The 19,755-nt window shown below is 63.3% G+C and carries 17 protein-coding genes; 9 read left to right on the top strand and 8 right to left on the bottom strand.

What is annotated here, in order from left to right:
* Position 1: 1 nt before the first annotated feature.
* Positions 2 to 1,465 (bottom strand): Fe-S cluster assembly protein SufB, encoded by a 1,464-nt coding sequence (sufB, locus tag ACNQOP_RS01225; RefSeq protein ID WP_011774792.1) that lies wholly within the window; start codon positions 1,463 to 1,465, stop codon positions 2 to 4.
* Positions 1,465 to 2,286 carry a helix-turn-helix transcriptional regulator gene (locus ACNQOP_RS01220; RefSeq protein WP_257368130.1) on the bottom strand — a complete coding sequence of 274 codons (822 nt, stop codon included), beginning with the start codon at positions 2,284 to 2,286 and terminating at the stop codon, positions 1,465 to 1,467. The genes sufB and ACNQOP_RS01220 overlap by 1 nt, the downstream gene beginning before the upstream one ends.
* Before the next feature lie 110 nt (positions 2,287 to 2,396).
* Here ACNQOP_RS01220 and ACNQOP_RS01215 point away from each other — a divergent pair, with 110 nt between their 5' ends.
* The 3 genes from ACNQOP_RS01215 to ACNQOP_RS01205 are packed head-to-tail and all read left to right on the top strand — an operon-like array spanning position 2,397 to position 5,116.
* The gene (locus tag ACNQOP_RS01215; protein ID WP_257368131.1) at positions 2,397 to 3,362 is read left to right on the top strand and encodes an ABC transporter ATP-binding protein; all 966 of its coding nucleotides are present in this window, start codon (positions 2,397 to 2,399) and stop codon (positions 3,360 to 3,362) included.
* Positions 3,359 to 4,123, top strand: a complete 765-nt coding sequence (locus ACNQOP_RS01210) for an ABC transporter permease (protein ID WP_257368132.1) — start codon at positions 3,359 to 3,361, stop codon at positions 4,121 to 4,123. Before ACNQOP_RS01215 ends, ACNQOP_RS01210 begins: the two co-directional genes overlap by 4 nt.
* 48 nt (positions 4,124 to 4,171) lie before the next feature.
* Positions 4,172 to 5,116 carry a COX15/CtaA family protein gene (locus tag ACNQOP_RS01205; RefSeq protein WP_284985659.1) on the top strand — a complete coding sequence of 315 codons (945 nt, stop codon included), beginning with the start codon at positions 4,172 to 4,174 and terminating at the stop codon, positions 5,114 to 5,116.
* Here ACNQOP_RS01205 and ACNQOP_RS01200 read toward each other — a convergent pair.
* The 5 genes from ACNQOP_RS01200 to ACNQOP_RS01180 all read right to left on the bottom strand — a co-directional run bounded on the left by ACNQOP_RS01200 (position 5,113) and on the right by ACNQOP_RS01180 (position 10,653).
* Positions 5,113 to 6,966 (bottom strand): ATP-binding cassette domain-containing protein, encoded by a 1,854-nt coding sequence (locus ACNQOP_RS01200; RefSeq protein ID WP_416403061.1) that lies wholly within the window; start codon positions 6,964 to 6,966, stop codon positions 5,113 to 5,115. The genes ACNQOP_RS01205 and ACNQOP_RS01200 overlap by 4 nt on opposite strands.
* A gap of 97 nt (positions 6,967 to 7,063) precedes the next feature.
* A complete protein-coding gene (locus ACNQOP_RS01195) occupies positions 7,064 to 8,230 on the bottom strand; it encodes a hypothetical protein (RefSeq protein WP_416403060.1) in 1,167 nt (388 codons plus the stop codon).
* Complete coding sequence (locus tag ACNQOP_RS01190; RefSeq protein WP_416403059.1) at positions 8,217 to 9,143, bottom strand: hypothetical protein; 927 nt, start codon at positions 9,141 to 9,143, stop codon at positions 8,217 to 8,219. The genes ACNQOP_RS01195 and ACNQOP_RS01190 overlap by 14 nt, the downstream gene beginning before the upstream one ends.
* 57 nt (positions 9,144 to 9,200) lie before the next feature.
* Positions 9,201 to 9,509: a peptidase inhibitor family I36 protein gene (locus ACNQOP_RS01185; RefSeq protein ID WP_416403058.1), complete on the bottom strand. Its 309-nt coding sequence runs from the start codon at positions 9,507 to 9,509 to the stop codon at positions 9,201 to 9,203.
* Between the two features lie 181 nt (positions 9,510 to 9,690).
* Positions 9,691 to 10,653 (bottom strand): heme o synthase, encoded by a 963-nt coding sequence (locus ACNQOP_RS01180; RefSeq protein ID WP_257368138.1) that lies wholly within the window; start codon positions 10,651 to 10,653, stop codon positions 9,691 to 9,693.
* A gap of 435 nt (positions 10,654 to 11,088) precedes the next feature.
* Here ACNQOP_RS01180 and tkt point away from each other — a divergent pair, with 435 nt between their 5' ends.
* The 6 genes from tkt to pgl are packed head-to-tail and all read left to right on the top strand — an operon-like array spanning position 11,089 to position 19,312.
* The gene (tkt, locus tag ACNQOP_RS01175; protein ID WP_257368433.1) at positions 11,089 to 13,206 is read left to right on the top strand and encodes a transketolase; all 2,118 of its coding nucleotides are present in this window, start codon (positions 11,089 to 11,091) and stop codon (positions 13,204 to 13,206) included.
* Positions 13,207 to 13,237: 31 nt separating this feature from the next.
* Positions 13,238 to 14,356, top strand: a complete 1,119-nt coding sequence (gene tal / locus ACNQOP_RS01170; protein WP_235521735.1) for a transaldolase — start codon at positions 13,238 to 13,240, stop codon at positions 14,354 to 14,356.
* A 6-nt stretch (positions 14,357 to 14,362) separates the two neighbouring features.
* On the top strand, positions 14,363 to 15,994 hold the full coding sequence (locus ACNQOP_RS01165; protein ID WP_416403057.1) for a glucose-6-phosphate isomerase: 1,632 nt from the start codon (positions 14,363 to 14,365) through the stop codon (positions 15,992 to 15,994).
* Between the two features lie 15 nt (positions 15,995 to 16,009).
* Complete coding sequence (gene zwf, locus ACNQOP_RS01160; RefSeq protein WP_235521733.1) at positions 16,010 to 17,566, top strand: glucose-6-phosphate dehydrogenase; 1,557 nt, start codon at positions 16,010 to 16,012, stop codon at positions 17,564 to 17,566.
* Complete coding sequence (locus ACNQOP_RS01155) at positions 17,563 to 18,504, top strand: glucose-6-phosphate dehydrogenase assembly protein OpcA (protein ID WP_257368141.1); 942 nt, start codon at positions 17,563 to 17,565, stop codon at positions 18,502 to 18,504. The genes zwf and ACNQOP_RS01155 overlap by 4 nt, the downstream gene beginning before the upstream one ends.
* Complete coding sequence (gene pgl, locus ACNQOP_RS01150; RefSeq protein WP_257368142.1) at positions 18,494 to 19,312, top strand: 6-phosphogluconolactonase; 819 nt, start codon at positions 18,494 to 18,496, stop codon at positions 19,310 to 19,312. The genes ACNQOP_RS01155 and pgl overlap by 11 nt, the downstream gene beginning before the upstream one ends.
* On the opposite strand, the gene ACNQOP_RS01145 is transcribed toward pgl, so the two are convergent.
* Positions 19,265 to 19,660 carry an RNA polymerase-binding protein RbpA gene (locus tag ACNQOP_RS01145; RefSeq protein ID WP_284985654.1) on the bottom strand — a complete coding sequence of 132 codons (396 nt, stop codon included), beginning with the start codon at positions 19,658 to 19,660 and terminating at the stop codon, positions 19,265 to 19,267. The two genes, pgl and ACNQOP_RS01145, sit on opposite strands and share 48 nt — an antisense overlap.
* Positions 19,661 to 19,755: the final 95 nt, after the last annotated feature.

Raw genomic sequence — 19,755 nt, 5'->3', positions numbered from 1 at the left:
GTTAACCGACGGACCCTTCCATCTGCAGTTCAATCAAGCGGTTCAGCTCAAGGGCGTACTCCATGGGGAGTTCACGGGCGATCGGCTCAATAAAGCCGCGCACGATCATGGCCATGGCCTCGTCTTCGGGCATGCCGCGGGACATCAGATAGAAGAGCTGCTCTTCGCTGACGCGGGAAACGGTGGCCTCGTGGCCCATGACAACGTCATCCTCGCGGATGTCGATGTACGGGTACGTATCCGAGCGGGAAATCGTGTCCACCAGGAGGGCATCGCAACGGACCGTGTTGGCCGAGTGCTTGGCGCCCTCGCGGACCTGGACCAGGCCGCGGTAAGCTGCACGGCCGCCACCGCGGGCCACGGACTTGGAAATGATGGAGCTCTTGGTGTTCGGAGCGATGTGAACCATCTTGGACCCGGTGTCCTGGTGTTGGCCCTCGCCTGCGAAGGCGATCGACAGCGTCTCACCCTTGGCGTGCTCGCCAACGAGGTAGACGGCCGGGTACTTCATGGTCACCTTGGAACCGATGTTGCCATCGATCCACTCCATGGTGGCGCCCTCTTCGCAGATGGCGCGCTTGGTGACCAGGTTGTACACGTTGGTGGACCAGTTCTGGATGGTCGTGTAGCGGACGCGGGCGCCCTTCTTCACGATGATCTCCACGACAGCCGAGTGCAGGGAATCCGAGGTGTAGATCGGCGCCGTGCAACCTTCGATGTAGTGAACGTAGGAGTCTTCATCGGCGATGATGAGCGTGCGCTCGAACTGGCCCATGTTTTCCGTGTTGATGCGGAAGTAGGCCTGCAGCGGGATGTCCACGTGAACGCCCTTGGGCACGTACACGAAGGAACCGCCGGACCACACGGCCGTGTTCAGCGAAGCGAACTTGTTGTCGCCCACAGGGATGATGGTTCCGAAGTACTCCTGGAAGATCTCCGGGTGCTCGCGCAGCGCGGTGTCGGTGTCCAGGAAGATGACGCCCTGGGCTTCCAGGTCCTCACGGATCTGGTGGTACACGACCTCGGATTCGTACTGAGCCGCGACACCGGATACCAAGCGGCTGCGCTCAGCTTCGGGGATGCCGAGCTTCTCGTAGGTGTTCCGGATGTCTTCCGGAAGGTCTTCCCACGTTGCCGCCTGCTTCTCGGTGGAACGCACAAAGTACTTGATGTTGTCGAAGTCGATGCCGGAGAGGTCTGCACCCCAGGTGGGCATGGGCTTACGGTCGAAGTACTTCAGGCCTTTAAGGCGCAGATCGAGCATCCATTCGGGCTCGTTCTTCTTCGAGGAGATGTCGCGGACGACCTCCTCGTTGAGGCCACGACGGGCGTTGGCGCCTACGTCGTTCTTGTCGGCCCAGCCGTACTCGTAGTTTCCGATACCGTGCAGTTCGGGATTCTTCTCCAGAATCTCCGAGATCACAGTGCCGTCGGCTACCGCTTTCTCTGCTATTTGGTCCGTCATCACGGCCTTTCTTGCTGGTTGTTTGATTCCTGGTACGGACTCACGGACTGCTCTTCGGCACCTGTAGGCACCGTGGCAGCCAAGCGCCCGGTAGGTATGTGGGTAGTGCAAACATGTCCGCCCTGCGCGAGCGTAGACAGCCGCCGGACGTCGACGCCGACCAGACGGGAAAAGACCTTGGTTTCGGTGTCGCAAAAAACGGGGAATTCAGCAGCGAGGCGCTGGATGGGGCAATGTCCCTGGCAGAGTTGCACGCTGGACAATGCCGCCGGCAGGGGTGCCTTGGCTTCGATGGAATGTGCTGAGGCAACAAATCCGTCGCGGCTCAGGGCCGTTGACAAAGCCAGGGCCCGGGCTGTGATGTCGTCCCCTGCTGCTTCCACTTCCGGGGCGTACCGGCGTTCCATATCCGAGAAGCGCTCTTCTGCGTACTCGCGGACCGCGTCTTCACCGGCCAGCTCCTGGAGGCGCCGGAGCGCGGAACTGGCGATGTTCAGGTAGTCGTCGCCGAGCTTGGACTGTCCTTGGGAGCTGAGCACGTACCGGCGTGCGGGGCGGCCGGCGCCTGACCCGGCCTTCGCTACCCGCTTGACCTCGATGACGCCGGAGCGTTCCAAGTGGTCAAGGTGCCTGCGAACAGCGGCGGGGGTAAAACCGAGGAGGTCGCCGAGCTCGGCGGCACTCACGGGTCCGTTCTCAAGCACGGCGCTGAGGACACGGTCACGGGTGCGGTCATCCGCGTCCGGCAACGCAGGCGCGGCAACGGGTGCCCCTGCTGCTGCAGCATGCCGCTTTAGGGGCATGGAAACTGGACTGCTCATGGAATACACAACACAATCATGTCGTAATTTGTTTCATGCATCCAGTAAGGCAAGACTGACCTACGCCTGCCCGCCAAGTGTGACCGTACTACTTCCCGTAGAATACTCTGGTGCGATCACCCGATTCCCCTGTCCTCACCATAGACGGACTAATTAAGGATGTAGGCCCCCTGGCCTCCCTTGACGGCAAGATGCTCCGGGTAGTCAGCGGGCTGTCCCTGTCGGCTGAGCGCGGTCAGGTGACTGCCCTGCTTGGGGCCAATGGTGCCGGCAAGACCACCACGCTTGAGTGTGCCCAGGGCCTGCAGAGGCGGACCGGTGGCAGTATTTCCCTGCTCGGTGAGGACCCGGATACAGCGGGGGCCCAGCTGAGGTCCCGCGTAGGCGTGATGCTCCAGGATGGTGGCCTGCCGCCGTCGGCCCGTCCCATCGCGTTGCTGCGGCACATTGCCGGCATGTACCAAAACCCCATGGACATCGACGCACTGGTGCAGCGCCTCGGAATCGACCAGTTCAGCCGCACCACCGTGCGTCGGCTCTCCGGCGGCCAAAAGCAGCGACTGGCGTTGGCAGCGGCTTTGGTGGGAAATCCGGAGATCCTGTTCCTGGATGAGCCAAGCGCGGGACTCGACCCGCAGTCGCGGCAGGTGGTCTTCGACCTGATTGCGGAACTTCGCGACGCCGGTATGGGGATCGTCCTGACGACGCACCTCATGGACGACGCCGAACGCCTTGCGGATTATGTCTACATCATCGACGGCGGCCATAACGTCGTGGAGGGTACTGTTGCCGATCTCCTCCGGCACGACCACGGCACTGAGGCCAGCATTGCTGAGCGGACCCTGTACTTCGACGCTCCCGCCGGCCTGGACTTCACAGGCGTCCTTGGCGGGGCGTTGCGGGTCAGCGAGAGCCGGTCGGGCAGTTACTCGGTAACCGGGGAACTCACTCCCAAGGACCTCGCTGCCTTGACGGCCTGGTGGGCAGAGCGGAACATCATGCCTGCCTCGCTGCGCTTGGAAGCCCGCAGCCTGGAAGACGTGTTCCTTGACATCTCCGGAAGGGACGTCCGATGAGCAAACTGCTTACACCCAACGCCGGGCCGGCGTCGTTGCCCCGCAGGATCATGCAGCAAGGGCGCTACGAAACCATCACCATGCTCCGCAACGGGGAGCAACTCATCCTCGCGATCGTCCTGCCGCTAATGGCGCTGGTGGGACTGGTTGTTACCCCCTTGCTCGACGGCCTTGGCGGTTCCCGGGTAGATGTTGCCACTCCAGGAATCCTGGCCCTATGCGCCATGTCCACGGCCTTCACCGGCCAGGGCATCGCAACGGGCTTTGACCGCCGATACGGCGTCCTCCGTTTCCTGTCCACCACTCCCCTCGGCCGAACCGGGTTGATTGCCGGAAAGGTCCTGGCAGTCCTGGTGGTCCTGGTACTCCAGGTCCTGGTGGTGGGGGCCGTTGCGGGCTTCCTGGGGTGGCAGCCCAGGCCCGAAGCCTGGCTTCCTGGACTTGGCTTGCTGGTACTTGGCGCTGCGTCCTTCACTGCATTGGGTCTGCTGGTGGCCGGCACAGTTCGCCCGGAGGCTACCCTGGCCATCACCAACCTGGTGTGGATACTCTTCGGCGCCCTGGGTGGAATCGTCGTACCGGCCCAACGCCTCCCCGCCCTGGTGCAAAGCATTGTGCATTACCTTCCATCCGGAGCGTTGGGAGAGGCCATGCGGGAAGCGTTCCTGCACGGTACAGTCGCCCTGCCCGCCGTCCTGGTCCTCCTCCTGTGGACGGTACTGGCCGGTGCCGCCGCCATCCGCTGGTTCAAGTGGAACTGACCCGGCCCGGAATCAACCAACCAAGCAGAACTGAGAAGTGAGAAAACTGTGAGCACGGCTTCGCGCCTTCCGAAAACCGTCCAGCGCCTGACGTCCAAGTTGCCGACCGAGGTCAACACGACTGTCCGCCGTCTGGCCCTGTTCTCGCTTATCGGGCAGACCGTCCTGGTTGTCACCGGCGGCGCTGTCCGCCTCACTGCCTCCGGCCTGGGTTGCCCCACATGGCCGCGGTGCACCAGCGACTCGCTGGTGAACACTCCTGAAATGGGAGTTCACGGATTCATCGAGTTCGGCAACCGACTCCTGACATTCGCCCTCGCGGCCGTCGCCGCGCTCATGTTGGTGTACTTGTGGAACCTCCGCAAGGAACGGCGCGATCTCTTCCTTTTGGCGTTGGGCCTGCTGGCAAGCATCCCGGCGCAGGCCATCATCGGCGGAGTCACTGTCCTGTCCGGGCTTAACCCCTGGGTGGTGGGTCTGCACTTCCTGGTGTCCATGGCACTGGTTGTCTTTGCGACACTCCTGGTGAACCGGGCATACGGCCGGACGGGCCGTTTCATGAACCGCACCTTGCCGGCGCTGCCAAGCGTAGCCCGTCCGCTCATGCTTGCCGTTGCTGTGTTCTCTGCTCTCTCCGTCATGCTGGGCGTCGTGGTCACAGGTGCCGGGCCGCACGCCGGCGACGCAGACGCGCCACGCAACGACCTTGACTGGGATCTTTTCTCGCATATCCACGCCGTGCCTGCGTACCTCATTACCGGCGGCACCCTCTTCGCCATCTACCTGGTAATCCGCCACCGCATACCGGGGCTTTTCCGCACTGCAGCGTACTTGCTGCTCGGGGTGACACTGCTCCAGGCCGTGATCGGCTTCACGCAGTACTACAACGGTATTCCGGCCCTGCTTGTGGGTGCGCACATGTTCGGTGCGGCCGTCCTGATGAGCGCCGCCACCAATGCCGCCGACATTGCGACGTCCAGCCCGGTGCGCTAGCTTCGGATCAATTGGGCCGGGTTGGCCCGTGAGGCGATCACTGCAGGGTAGACCGCAGAGAGAATTCCGCTGAGCAGTCCGGCCAGGATTCCCCAGCTTGCCGTGTAATCGGGGAGGATCGGCACCCAACCTTCGCTGGAGGCATAGGCCAACGCCGCGAAGATACCAACGGTTGCCCCTGCAGCACCCCCGAGGACGCCCACTACTGCCCCCTCCACCAGGAACATGGCCGCTACGGTGCTTCTCCGCATCCCCAGGGCGAGCCTGAGGGCAATCTCGGCCGACCTTGCAAGAACGCCCACGTACATCGTTGTTCCTGCGCTGAGGCTGGCGATGGCAAGCAGGATCACCGAAACTATCGCCACCAGTCGTCCGAGGTCCGTGTTGATGCCGTGCTTGAGGTCCCTCAGGTCGGCCACGGTCTGTACGTCGACAGTATCTGTCGCTGCGGGATCCAGGGCTTTCGGCAGCGCTTCAGCTATGGCAGCAGGCGCTCCGGGCTGGGTACGCACCACCACCTGCGCTGCCATTTTCGACGTCATCGGGTAGGAACCAACGCCCACCACCACGGCACCCGAGAGCACAGGATCGCGGCCCGGTTCTTCGATGAGTCCCACCACGGGCACGGGTTGGCCATACAGCCAGAGCACGACGCCGGGTCCTGGCCTTCCGACGCCCAGTTGACGGGCAGCATCCAGGCCAATGAGGGCCACGGGCCTTCCGAACGATTGGTCAAGCAACGCTGTGTCACCGTACCGGACAGCTACTCCTTGTGTCCGCAGATAGGCGGAATCCGCCACACGGACGGCACCGTTGAAAGCATCCGGTGCCGGCAGGGACCCCGGACGGAACGTCGATGGCTGCACCTCGCTGGCTGGAAGGTCTGCCACCACACCAGCGTCAACCACCCCCGGTAACGCCAGCACCGACGACACGTCGCTCCGCACCGCTTCCCAGGATGAATACCCGGTTTTCCTGGAGACTTTGACCTCGTCGTGGGCTTCGACGTCCAGGCGGGTCGAAACCTTGATGGCGGCGCTTTCACTGAGTCCTACGGCCGCCCCAAGACCACCACTTCCCAACAGGAACGCCAGAACCAGGAGGAGGGCTTTGGCAGGGCGAAGTGTCAGCGCTGAGAGTGCATCCGCCGTAAGGTCGACGATTTCATGACGACGGCGCCTCACCAGACCGGGCCGGTGGCCGGCCGGGGCAGGATCCGTGCCTGCAGCGGTCCTTGCTGGTTCGCAACTGCCGGTATCACCGACGATCCAGCCATCCTGCATGGTCACGATCCTGTCCGCCGAGGCAGCAAGGCCCGGATCGTGCGTGACCAGGATGACGGTCGTGCCGCACCGATGAAGCTCTCGGAGGTGGTCCACAACGATCTGCCCATTGGCAGAGTCGAGACTGCCCGTGGGTTCATCAGCCAACACCACCTCGGGAGCTCCAATGACGGCCCTCGCCATGGCAAGGCGTTGACGTTCGCCCCCGGAGAGCGTCGAAGCCGGTGTGTTCCTGCGGTGCTCCAACCCGAACCTGCGCAAGGCCGGCACCAGCAGCTGTGCCTGTGTCTTCGGAGCAATGCCCCGCGCCCTGAGTCCAAGTACTGCGTTACGGGCCGTTGAGTCCCGGCCCACCATGTTCGACTCCTGGAAGACGAAACCAAAGACTCTCCCCCGCAGCTCGGCCCGCTGCTTGGTCCGGACTGCTGCAATGTCCTCGCCGTGGAGGAGATAGGTGCCTGAACTGGGGGTATCAAGGAGTCCAAGGATGTTCAGGAGCGTGGATTTTCCGGAACCCGATGGGCCCACGATCGCAAGGAATTCACCTGGGTGGACATCGAGGTCCACCTCCTGCAGGACTTTGGCGCCCGGGAATGCAGGCCCACATTTCGCAGGGAAAGGAGCGGCCTTCCGTCGTGCGGCTGTAGCTGATGTTCTCCTTCGCTCATGGCAGCAGGACCGAATCTCCCACGGCGAGGCCGCCGCCGTCGTCTATGGCGGCCCAACCGTCGGCTTGTGCCGTAACGGTCACGTCGATCCGGCGTGGGCCATCAGGGCCGCTGAGCTGGACGTTTGCTATGCCGTTCTCCTGTCGGATCGCGATAAGCGGTACCGCCAGCGATTCAGGAGGAACACTTCCCGAGGTCACGGTCACAGACTGTTCAGGACTGAGTCCCTGGGCTCCGGCGGGTATGGGCAGGGTGATGTCCACTCCCGGGACTTCGTTCTTGCTCTCATCTCCTTCTACGAAGGCACTGACCGCGGCTACCGAGGAATCCATGCTTGCGGAGCCTGCCCTGACGGTGGCCGGCGCGCCCACTGCGAAATCCTTGGCTTGAAGAAGATTCGCCCTCGCCACGATCGTGTCCTCAGCAATGGCAATATGGGCCACGACACCATCCTCCGGCAGCAGCGTTCCGACGGCGGCCATGGAGGCGATCCTGCCTGTGTCACCAGGAACCTGCACAAATTCCCGCCAGGAAAACATGACGGTCGAAGCTTCCAAGGATTTGCCGCCGCCGTTCGTGGCCGCGGAAACAGATTCCAGCGGTGAAGGGGCCTCGAAGCCTGCGTTGCCGTACCAGGTCTTCAAGGCGCTTTGCGTGGGCTGATCAAAGATGCCACTGATTTTCACATCAAGACCGAGCCCGACCAAGGCCCGCTGCAGCGCTTGGACGTCCATGCCCGCATCGCCGGGCTTGATGTCGCGGTATAGCGGCACGCTGGCCTGGATCATCAGGAGGGGGCGGCCGGATACGACGGCGAGCAGTTCCCCGGGAGCTACGCTGTCCCCTGCGGCTTTCGGCGTTGATGTGAGAATCAGCCTGTCTGTACCCTCAGGCAGGCTGGCCCGGACAGCGGACGTTGCCCCGGCGACCACCCTGCCGGTAAGGATGGCCTGCTGGTTCACCGCCCGCTTCTGGACAGTTGCAGAGACGGGAATCTCCGCAGGGGGCTCGTAGTGTGGCCCCGCGGACGCCGCTGCAGCCGATCCGGCCCAGTAAGCTGCGACCAAGCCTGCGACCACCAGCGCGACACAGGACAGAAGCAACCACCATCGTGGCACGCGCGTCATGGCACGGCGGCTGAGTGCCGTCTCAGAGTCGGGCATCAGCCACGCCATGATCGCGGAGGACTTGCCTGGCCCTCTCCACCGCAGCGCTCTTTTGTTCCGCCAAAGCGTTCAGTTCTGCCTGGTGATCCTTCATTTGGGCTGCCTGGTACTGCGCAAAGATGTCGTACGGCTTGCGTGCGCCCCCGCTGGATTCCTTGCATTCAACGTCAAGCAGTGCAACGCGGATTTCATCCTCCGTTAACCCGCTCGACTCGACGGTCCAGGTATCACCGGCCCTGAGCTTCAATCCTTTCGAGGCGAGGCATCGCTGCCAGGCCTCGCGATATTCGACGTACTCAGCATCACGCTCTGTGAGCCCGACAGCATTTTGAGTTATCTGTTGCTGGACAGACAGGTCACCGGCCAGCCCCTCAAGGAGCTCCGGAAACCCGGCCCGTCCTACAGCGTTCATGCACGTGGTTTCTGCCCGCTGATGCTCCGGGCTCAAGGCAGGTCTGGCCGGCTGTTCCGGCATCACGCCGGGGATCTTACGGATCTCGGGCTTTTGACCGTTCTTAGCGGCCAGCATCTTGGACCACTGCCCGTAACGGCGGTCTTGAAGTCCTTTCCCGTCGCCGCCCCATGGTGCCACGGTGTATCCGGCGTGCTCGACGCAGTCGTAGACAAGGAATGCCACCGCGGAATTGACCAGGGTATTCTCCCGGTCGGAGTACCAGTAGGCACTCATCGGGAGCGCTACCTCTCCAGTGGCGTCATTGAGGACCGCCCGCGCACCTGCTCCTGCTGCGCGATCGACAACAGGAAGGCTCGGCGTTGACGTTGGCGCGGGCGGAACGTGGTCCACGGGCGAACAGGCTGTGACGATGCCTGAAACCACCAGCATCGTCACAGCGCCGTATACGGCTTGAGGCAGGGTCCTTGCATTGCGCAATCGGTCAGCCCCAGACACTCGTGATTTCGTCGTCCCAGTTCCTGCCGGCCACCATGGCACTGCCCCTCAGGTCGTTCATGCGTTCCCGCCCCGGAAGATGATGCTGTATCCCGAGAAGTTGTCATCAACGTAGAAATAGACATACGGAGAAGCCGGATCGGCCGCTGGCCCTACCACCAGGGAACTTGCCTTGTCGTTGGCTGCCGTTCCGACGTTGGAGGTCACCCAGCCGAAGGTTCGCTGCGTTCCCGTAAACCAATAGTCGTCGTAGAGGCAGACCCTTGCCGTGGAGCAAGCCGGTGCGGCCTGGGCGGCGGAAACGCCCGTCAGGACCGAAGCCCCTGCAATGGTCATCACTCCGGCAGTACGCAATAGCTTCTTCATCGCTTCCCCAAGTCTTCGTCGGAAATGGAACAGCTTTGTTCCGCTTCGAACGGTAGGGGGTGTATTGCGACACCTAGTCGCCATCCAGCCCAACTAGGTGTTGTTTGCGCAGAAAATGAGTGCTTGGCGCCCTGAACTAGGTGCTGATGGAAGCCGTGTAGGTGGTGCGGGCAGAGTCGGCTCAGCCGCCGATAAGCGGTGAACCAATGAAGGGATCGACTGCCAGCGCGATGAACAGCAGTGTCAGGTAGCTGATGGAGCCGTGGAAGACCTTCATGGCGCCCTTGTTGGAGACGTCGCCGCCCTGTGCACGCTTGTAGAGGGCGTGGCTCTCGTAGAGGAACCAGGCGCCGGCAGCAACCGCGACGATGGTGTAAACCCAGCCGGCACCGCCAACAGGAACCATGAGGAGCGAGCAGGCAACCATGGCCCAGGCATAGAGGACGACCTGCACCGAAACCACTTTGGCTCCGGCGATTGCTCCGAGCATGGGTACGTTGGCGTTGCGGTAATCCTCGCCGTAGCGCATGGACAACGGCCAGTAGTGCGGAGGCGTCCAGAGGAAAATCACCATGAAGAGGACAATCGCCGGCCACTCAACGGTGTTGGTCACAGCGGCCCAGGCGATGAGGACCGGGAAGCAACCGGCGGCGCCGCCCCACACGATGTTCTGGGCTGTTCGGCGTTTGAGGATCATGGTGTAGATCACCACGTAGAAGACAATTGCCCCCAGGCCAAGCCATGCGGACAACGGGTTCGCGCCGAACCAAAGGATCGCGATGGAAGCGGCACCAAGGATCCAGGCGAAGACCAGTGCCTCCCGCGGAGTCACTTCACCGGTAACCAGCGGACGCTTCTCCGTGCGGTGCATCAGTTTGTCAATGTCGCGGTCGATGTAGCAGTTGAAAACGCCCGCACTGCCGGCAGCGAATGCGCCACCGACCAAAGTTGCCAGGATCAGCCCGATGGAAGGGAATCCCCGCTGCGCAAAGATCATGGTGGGCAGCGTGCTGACCAGCAGGAGTTCGATGACACGGGGTTTGGTCAGAGCCAGATACGCCTTGAATTTACGGGACATTCCAATGCTTCCCCGGGCCGGGGACGCGTTGACGGGCGTATCAGTTGTGCTCACGGCGGCAGTCACTCTGTTCTATGCTCTGGGGTTCTCGCAGCGGCTGCCGTCCCGGTTTTCGAAAGCAAACACGGGCGCATGAACCGCTGGTGGCCTCCAAATATCATACCGTGGCCGGAAGTGGCCCAATGTCCGCAAAATTCGTCAATGTTTCCGAATCTTCACTCCCGCGCCCGGCCATCGTGATTCATATAAGGGAATTTCTGTCCAGTTATTGGGATTCCCTGAGTTCCATGACACGTTTGGGGCTAAGCTGGTGAGCAGATCAGCACACGTTGAGCATCCGGGAAACCGTATTCTCGGATATTCGTGCGTCTGGATGAGAGATCAACGTTTCAATGGTGAACGGCTGGTAGACACATTGCAGCGGGCGCCATCCTGTGCTTCCTGCGTGCTGTCCGTACGCCTGCCGTCAGCACAGAGAGGGGCTCGGTTTTCGTGCCACATTTGGAAGAGCAAGAACTGTCATGGACCGATCTGGACAAGAAGGCTGTTGACACCGTTCGCGTGTTGGCCGCCGACGCCGTGGAGAAGGTCGGCAATGGCCACCCTGGTACGGCGATGAGCTTGGCTCCGGCAGCGTACCTGCTGTTCCAGAAGCTGATGCGCCACGACCCGAAGAACCCGGACTGGATCGGCCGTGACCGTTTCGTCCTGTCCCCCGGCCACACATCGCTGACGCTCTACATCCAGCTTTTCCTCTCCGGCTACGGCCTGGAGTTGAAGGACCTTGAGGCACTGCGTACCTGGGGTTCCTTGACCCCGGGCCACCCCGAGTACAAGCACACCGCCGGTGTGGAGATCACCACTGGCCCGCTCGGCCAGGGCCTCGCGTCCGCCGTTGGGTTCGCTTACTCGCAGCGCCGCCAGCGCGGCCTGTTCGACGCCGATGCTCCCGCCGGCGAATCGCCGTTCGACCACACCATCTGGGTGATCGCATCCGACGGCGACCTGCAGGAAGGTGTCACGTCCGAGGCGTCCTCGCTGGCCGGGCACCAGGAACTGGGCAACCTTGTAGTGATCTACGACGAGAACCACATCTCCATCGAAGACGACACCGACATCGCCTTCACCGAGGACGTCCTCAAGCGCTACGAAGCCTACGGCTGGCACACCCAGCGCGTGGACTGGACCAAGACCGGCGACTACGTCGAGGACGTCCAGGAACTGTACTCGGCCCTGCAGGCTGCGAAGGCTGAGACGAACAAGCCGTCCATCATTTCGCTGCGCACCATCATCGGCTACCCGGCCCCGAAGAAGCAGAACACCGGCAAGATCCACGGCTCCGCCCTGGGCGCCGAGGAAGTCGCAGCGCTCAAGACGGTGCTCGGTTTCGACCCGGCCAAGTCCTTCGACGTTGACGAAGAAGTCCTGGCCCACGCCCGCAAGGTCCTGGACCGCGGCGCTGAGTCGCGTGCTGCCTGGCAGACCTCGTTCGAGGCCTGGCAGGCCGCCAACCCGGACGCTGCTGCCCTGCTTGAGCGCGTTGAAGCCAAGAAGCTTCCCGTTGGCATTGACGCCGCACTTCCGGTGTTCGAAGCCGGCAAGGATGTATCCACCCGTGCCGCCTCCGGCAAGGTCCTGAACGCCATTGGCCCGGTCCTTCCCGAACTCTGGGGCGGCTCCGCCGACCTCGCCGAGTCCAACAACACCACCATCGAAGATTCGCCGTCGTTCATCCCGACATCGCGTTCCACGGACGCCTGGAAGGGCAACCCGTACGGACGTGTCCTGCACTTCGGTATCCGTGAGCACGCTGCCGCGTCGATCGTGAACGGTATCTCCCTGCACGGCCGCACCCGGGCATTCTCCGGCACGTTCCTGATCTTCAGCGACTACCAGCGCCCGGCCATCCGCCTCGGCGCACTCATGGGTGTTCCGTCCCTGTACGTCTGGACCCACGATTCCATCGGCCTGGGCGAAGACGGACCTACCCACCAGCCTGTCGAGCAGCTCGCGTCACTGCGCGCCATCCCGGGCCTGGACGTTGTCCGCCCCGGCGACGCCAACGAGGTCTCTGCCGCATGGAAGGCCATGCTGGAGAACCACGAAAACCCTGCCGGCATAGTGCTCACCCGCCAGAACATCCCCACCTACGCCCGCGGCGAAGGCGAGGCTGCCGGTGACACCTTCGGCTCCACCGCAGGTGTTGCCAAGGGTGGCTACGTTCTGGCCGAAGCCTCCAAGGACGGCGAGACGGTCGACCCGCAGGTGATCCTGATCGGCACCGGTTCAGAGGTCCAGCTCGCGGTCGCTGCCCGCGAAGCCCTCCAGGCCGAAGGCATCGCTGCCCGCGTGGTTTCCATGCCCTGCGTTGAATGGTTCAACAAGCAGGACGAGGCCTACCGCGAGTCTGTCCTTCCCGCGTCCGTAAAGGCCCGCGTTTCCGTTGAGGCCGGCCTGGCATTGGGCTGGAAGGAATTCGTCGGCGACGCCGGCCGTTCCATCTCCCTGGAACACTTCGGCGCCTCCGCCGACTACAAGCGGCTCTTCAACGAGTTCGGCATCACCGCCGAAGCCGTTGCCGCCGCAGCCAAAGACTCCCTCGCGGACACCAACGCGTAACAGTCTGAACCCCAAAACAGGAGAAATACACATGTCTACTACTCCCACGCAGCAACTCTCCGACGCCGGCGTTTCGATCTGGCTCGATGACCTCTCCCGTACACGCCTTGAGACCGGCACCCTGCAGAAGTTGATCGACGAGAAGAACGTGGTTGGCGTGACAACCAACCCGTCCATCTTCCACGCCGCCATCACCGCCGGTACCGACTACGACGCCACCATCGCCGCCAAGGCCGCTGCCGGCGCCAGCGTCGAAGAGACCATCTTCGAAATCACCACAACGGATGTTGCGGACGCCTGCGATCTGTTCGCACCGATCGCCGCTGCCACCAACGGTGTCGATGGCCGGGTCTCCATCGAGGTGGATCCCCGCCTCGCCTGGGACACCGAGGGAACCATCGCCGAAGCCAAGAACCTCTACGCCAAGGTCAACAAGGACAACGTCCACATCAAGATCCCGGCAACACTGGAAGGCCTGGAAGCCATCACGGCAACCTTGGCCGAGGGAATCAGCGTCAACGTGACCCTGATCTTCTCCCTGGAGCGCTACCGCGCCGTCATCAACGCTTTCCAGTCCGGCCTGGAGCAGGCCAAGGAGAACGGCCACGACCTCTCCAAGATCCACTCCGTGGCTTCCTTCTTCGTCTCCCGCGTTGACTCCGAGATCGACAAGCGCCTCGACGCCATTGGCACCGAAGAGGCCAAGGCACTCAAGGGCAAGGCAGGCGTAGCCAACGCACGCTTGGCCTACCAGGTCTACGAAGAGCTCTTCTCCACTGAGCGCTGGGCAGTACTGGCCGAGGCCGGGGCCCTGCCCCAGCGGCCGCTGTGGGCGTCCACAGGCGTAAAGGACCCGGCGTACCCGGACACTCTTTACGTCACCGAGCTCGTTGCCGCCGGAGTGGTCAACACCATGCCGGAGAAAACGCTCGACGCCACGTTCGACCACGGTGTCGTCACCGGGGACACCATCACGGGGACCTACGACGAAGCGAACGAGACCCTCAACGCCCTCGAAGCACTGGGAGTCTCCTACAACGACGTCGTCACCCTCCTGGAGACCGAAGGCCTCGAGAAGTTTGTTGGCTCCTGGAAGGAACTCCTCGCCGACGTCGAAGGCGCACTCGTCACCGCACGGAAGGCTTCCTAACCCACTATGAGCACAATCAGCTACGACGCCAGCGGTGCCGCCCAGCAGGCCATCGCCCAGCACATCGACGGCCTGGTCGAGGAAAAGATCGCCACGCGGATTTTCGCCAAGGACCACACACTGTGGGGCCCTGATGCGGAGTCCGAGTCGGCGATCCGCCTCGGCTGGGTGGAAGCCGCCACTGTGTCCCAGGCCTTGGTCGCGGACATCCTGGAACTTCGTGATTCCCTCCGTGCCGAAGGAGTCTCACGCATTGTCCTCTGTGGCATGGGTGGCTCGTCCTTGGCTCCCGAGGTTATTGCCGGCACCGCCGGCGTCGAGCTGACCGTGCTGGACAGCACCGACCCCGAACAGGTAGGTGCTGCCCTGGCTGACCGGCTGGAGGAAACGGCCATCGTCGTTTCATCCAAGTCGGGCTCCACCGTGGAAACCGACTCGCAGCGGCGCGTATTCGAGAAGGCGTTCACAGACGCCGGTATCGATGCCAAGAGCCGCATCGTCATCGTCACCGATCCTGGTTCCCCCTTGGACAAGGCCTCCCGCGAGGCAGGCTACCGCGCGGTGTTCAACGCCGATCCCAACGTTGGCGGCCGGTTCTCTGCACTCACTGCTTTTGGCCTGGTTCCTTGTGGCCTTGCCGGAGTGGACATCCAGGCGTTCCTGGATGAAGCCGAGGAAGCGGCCGAGATCCTCAACGAGGACTCGGCAGACAACATCGGCCTGGCTTTGGGCAGCGCCCTGGGCGGCACCAACCCCCTTCGCAACAAGATCGTCATTGCAGAGGACGGCTCCGGCATTGTTGGCTTTGCCGACTGGGCTGAACAGCTCATTGCGGAATCCACAGGCAAGCTGGGAACCGGCCTCCTGCCGGTCGTGGCCGGTCCTGAATCCCCGGAGGCCCTCAACGGAGCCGAGGATGTCCTGGTGGTTCGGCTGGTAGGTGCCGACGCCGACGTCGAACTTCGCGAAAACGAGGTTGCAATCGCCGGCGGACTGCCTACCCAGATGTTCGTCTGGGAGTTTGCCACCGCGGTTGCGGGCCGTCTTTTGGGCATCAACCCCTTTGACCAGCCCGACGTCGAAGCCGCCAAAGTGGCCGCCCGCGGCCTGCTTGATGCACGCCCGGAGCCCACACCTGCCGCTTTCACCGACGGTGTGGTGGAGGTTCGCGGTGGCGACTGGCTCGGTTCGGCCTCGACCGTGGCCGAAGCCGTTCAGGCACTTCTGGACCAGCTCGGCGCTGATGGTTACCTGAGCGTCCAGGCGTACCTGGACCGCATTTCCTACGCTCCCCTCGAAGGCATCCGGGACGAACTTGCTGCCGTGAGCGGCCGCCCGGTCACGTTCGGCTGGGGTCCGCGGTTCCTGCACTCCACGGGCCAGTTCCACAAGGGCGGACCGGCCATCGGCGTGTTCCTGCAGGTAACCGCCGCCGCTTCCACAGATCTTGAAATCCCGGAGCGTCCGTTCACGTTCGGCCAACTCATCGCGGCGCAGGCGTCGGGTGACGCCCAGGTTCTTGAAGGACACGGCCGTCCTGTGCTGCGCCTGCACCTCACAGAGCGCGCCGCAGGTGTAGCGCAGCTCCAGGATGTCGTCGCTGCGCTTGCCGGCCAGGCCAGCGCACTCGAAAGCTAAGGCACAATACACAACATGCCAGAAACTGAAAACGGCAGGAAGAACGCCGGCCTGCGGAACCCCTTGCGGGATCCGCGGGACCGGCGCCTGAACCGCATCGCCGGGCCTTCGTCGTTGGTGTTCTTCGGAGTCACCGGCGACCTCGCCCGTAAGAAACTCATGCCCGCGGTCTACGACCTCGCAAACCGTGGCCTGCTGCCTCCCAGCTTCGCTTTGGTGGGCTTCGGCCGGCGCGAGTGGGACAACGCCGACTTCGCCGCCGAGGTGAAGGAAAACGTCAAGGCCAACGCCCGGACAAAGTTCGATGAAGGGGTCTGGGAGCAGCTTGCGTCCGGTATCCGCTTTGTCCAAGGCGAGTTCGACGACGACGACGCTTTCGAGCGCCTTGGCGACGTCCTGGACGAACTTGACGAGACGCGCGGTACCCGCGGCAACCATGGTTTCTACCTGTCCATCCCGCCCAAGGCTTTTGAACAGGTGTGCCGCCAGCTGTCCAAGCATGGCTTGGCCCAGGCCAAGCCCGGCCAGTGGCGTCGTGTGGTCATTGAGAAACCTTTCGGCCACGACCTGGAATCCGCGCGTCAGTTGAACGACATTGTCGAATCGGTGTTCCCGCCGGACGCCGTGTTCCGGATCGACCATTATCTGGGCAAGGAGACGGTGCAGAACATTCTCGCCCTGCGCTTCGCGAACCAGTTGTTCGAGCCGCTCTGGAACGCCAACTACGTTGACCACGTGCAAATCACCATGGCCGAAGACATCGGCACCGGGGGCCGTGCAGGCTACTACGACGGCGTGGGCGCAGCCCGCGATGTCATCCAGAACCACCTGTTGCAGCTTCTGGCCCTAACGGCCATGGAAGAACCCATCTCCTTCAACGCCGATGACCTGCGCGCTGAGAAGGAAAAGGTCCTCGCCGCCGTCAAGCTGCCCGAAGACCTGTCCACTCATTCGGCGCGTGGGCAGTTCACCGGCGGCTGGCAGGGCGGCGAGGAAGTCCTCGGATACCTGGACGAGGACGGTATCCCCGCCGACTCCAAGACCGAGACCTACGCTGCGATCCGGGTGGACATCAACACCCGCCGTTGGAACGGTGTTCCGTTCTACCTGCGTGCGGGCAAGCGCCTCGGCCGCCGCGTCACCGAGATTGCAGTGGTGTTCAAGCGTGCACCAAACCTGCTTTTCCGTGACCACGGTGAGGACGACTTCGGCCAGAACGCCGTGGTGATCCGCGTCCAGCCCGATGAGGGCGCCACGATCCGTTTCGGGTCAAAGGTACCGGGCACCCAAATGGAAGTCCGCGATGTCACCATGGACTTCGGGTACGGGCATTCGTTCACGGAGTCCAGCCCCGAAGCGTACGAACGCCTCATCCTGGACGTGCTGTTGGGCGAGCCGCCGCTGTTCCCCCGGCACCAGGAAGTCGAACTGTCCTGGAAGATCCTCGACCCGTTCGAGGATTACTGGGCCGGGCTCGACGAACAACCGCAACCTTACGCCCCCGGCAGTTGGGGGCCGGCCTCGGCCGACGCCCTGCTGGCACGTGACGGACGAACCTGGAGAAGGCCATGATCGTAGATCTTCCCGATACCACCACTTCCAAGATCTCCAAGAAGATCATGTCGCTCCGCGAACAGGGCGGCGTGATCGCCTTGGGCCGCGTCCTCACCTTGGTCGTCGTCACCAAGTCCGGGCAGGAAGAGGAAGCCATCGAGGCGGCCAACGAAGCCAGCCGGGAACACCCCTGCCGGATTATCGTGCTCGCTGACGCCGGCGCTGAAGGCCCTGACCGCCTGGACGCGCAGATCCGCGTCGGTGGCGACGCCGGCGCGTCCGAGGTCATTGTCCTGCGCGGCCACGGCCACATGGCCCACGAAAGCGAATCCCTGGTTGCCGCTTTGCTGCTTCCGGATGCTCCCATCGTTGCCTGGTGGCCGCACGGTGCACCGGAAAGCGCGTGTGAGACGTCGATCGGCCGCATAGCGCACCGCCGGATCACGGATTCGGCCAACGAACCCGATCCGCGCCTGGCGCTGGAGAACATCCGGTCCACGTACAAGGCCGGCGACACCGACCTCGCGTGGACGCGCCTGACCAACTGGCGCATGCAACTGGCCGCTGTCTTCGACCAGGTGGACGGAGACCCCGTTTCGGCCATTGCGGTCGAGGGTGCCTCGGATTCTCCCAGTACGTTGCTGCTCGCTGCGTGGTTGAGCCTTGCCCTGCAGGCCCCCGTCACGATTGTGGCTGATCCGGCAGGCACTGGCATTCGCCGGGTCCGCCTGACGCGTGCCAGCGGTGACGTGCAGTTGTTCCGCCCCGGCCTGTCCGTGGCGGAACTGACCCAGCCCGGTCAACCGGCCCAGCGCATCACGCTTCCCCGCCGGAGCCTCAAGGACTGCCTGGCCGAGGAACTGCGTCGACTCGATCCCGACGAAGTCTTCGGAGAAGTGATTACGATGGGACTGCCACTTACCAGCCAGAGGAGAGTCCAGACCAGTGCACGCTGAGCCAAGAGTAAGCATCCACCCCGACTCCAAAGTGCTGATGGCCGCCATTGCGGCCCGCCTGATCACCAAGCTCGTGGACGTCCAGGACAAACACGGTGAAGCCACGGTAGTCCTGACCGGCGGCACTGTTGGCATTGGAACATTGAAGGCAGTGGCCGACTCGGCTGCGGCTCCCGCGGTGGACTGGTCCAAGGTCAACTTCTGGTGGGGCGATGAGCGTTTCGTTTCTGCGGACAGCGATGAAAGGAACACCCGCCAGGCGCACCAGGCTCTGTTGTCCCACCTGGATGTGGATCCGGCCCGTGTCCACGAACCCGGTTCGACCGACCAGTTCGCTTCCTCCGAGGAAGCAGCTGCTGCCTACGCCGATGAGCTTAAGGCTGCCGCAGAAGCGGAACACGCAGCAGACATGTCCGATGACAGGCCGGAGCACCCGGGCGTACTCCCCCGATTCGACATCCTTCTTCTCGGCGTTGGCCCGGACGCGCATGTGGCGTCCCTGTTCCCTGAACAGGCGGGCATCCGGGAGAAGACCCGCACGGTGGTAGGCGTAGAGAACTCGCCGAAGCCGCCGTCGTCGCGCATCTCGCTGACTCTTCCAGCCATCAACACCGCCCAGGAAATCTGGATGGTGGTTGCCGGTGAGGATAAGGCCGGTGCTGTTGGGTTGGCCCTTGCCGGCGCCAACCCGGTACAAGTCCCGGCAGCGGGCCCTGTGGGCCGTTCGAGGACTCTGTGGCTTATCGACGAGAACGCAGCGTCACGAGTCCCCCAGCAACTTGTCCGGAAGGACCCCGCGGGCGCGTAACCGCTCCAACGCTCCAGCCAGGACCACTTCAGCGTCCTGGCTGGAGCGTCGCTCTTTAACGTAGTCCAAGTGCGATTTGAAGATCTCGTCCTCCGGCCGCGATGAGGCAGGATGGCTGGGGTCCCTGGAAGCAGGCAGGCCGCATTTGGGGCAATCCCAGGACTTGGGTATCTGCTCTTCCGGAAGTTTCAGGAATACCAGTTGCGTTTCGTGGCCCTTGGCGCACCAATACGGCACGCGGATGCGGGGCAGCTGTTGCCCTTCGCCATGGTCGCTGTGATTTCTGGGTGCGGATCCTTGGGCGACCCCTACTCGGGTGCCCCGGTAACCGGGCGTGCCATGAACCATTTTCGAACCCCTAGCGAGTCGGTGGTCGGCCGTCACGGCCCTGCAGGCCTTGCGGCCGACACGCCAATTCTAATCCGGGGAGCCCGACGGCGGCA

It is taken from the genome of Arthrobacter sp. LFS091 (assembly GCF_047977885.1).
Taxonomy (GTDB): Bacteria; Actinomycetota; Actinomycetes; order Actinomycetales; family Micrococcaceae; genus Arthrobacter.
This window is presented reverse-complemented; position numbering and strand designations above follow the sequence as displayed.

Bases quoted from the DNA above. Each gene is read 5' to 3' on its own strand.
- sufB (WP_011774792.1), bottom strand. From the start codon at position 1,465: ATGACGGACCAAATAGCAGAGAAAGCGGTAGCCGACGGCACTGTGATC.
- ACNQOP_RS01220 (WP_257368130.1), bottom strand. From the start codon at position 2,286: ATGAGCAGTCCAGTTTCCATGCCCCTAAAGCGGCATGCTGCAGCAGCA.
- ACNQOP_RS01210 (WP_257368132.1), top strand. From the start codon at position 3,359: ATGAGCAAACTGCTTACACCCAACGCCGGGCCGGCGTCGTTGCCCCGC.
- ACNQOP_RS01195 (WP_416403060.1), bottom strand. From the start codon at position 8,230: ATGCCCGACTCTGAGACGGCACTCAGCCGCCGTGCCATGACGCGCGTG.
- ACNQOP_RS01185 (WP_416403058.1), bottom strand. From the start codon at position 9,509: ATGAAGAAGCTATTGCGTACTGCCGGAGTGATGACCATTGCAGGGGCT.
- tal (WP_235521735.1), top strand. From the start codon at position 13,238: ATGTCTACTACTCCCACGCAGCAACTCTCCGACGCCGGCGTTTCGATC.
- ACNQOP_RS01165 (WP_416403057.1), top strand. From the start codon at position 14,363: ATGAGCACAATCAGCTACGACGCCAGCGGTGCCGCCCAGCAGGCCATC.
- zwf (WP_235521733.1), top strand. From the start codon at position 16,010: ATGCCAGAAACTGAAAACGGCAGGAAGAACGCCGGCCTGCGGAACCCC.
- ACNQOP_RS01155 (WP_257368141.1), top strand. From the start codon at position 17,563: ATGATCGTAGATCTTCCCGATACCACCACTTCCAAGATCTCCAAGAAG.
- ACNQOP_RS01145 (WP_284985654.1), bottom strand. From the start codon at position 19,660: ATGGTTCATGGCACGCCCGGTTACCGGGGCACCCGAGTAGGGGTCGCC.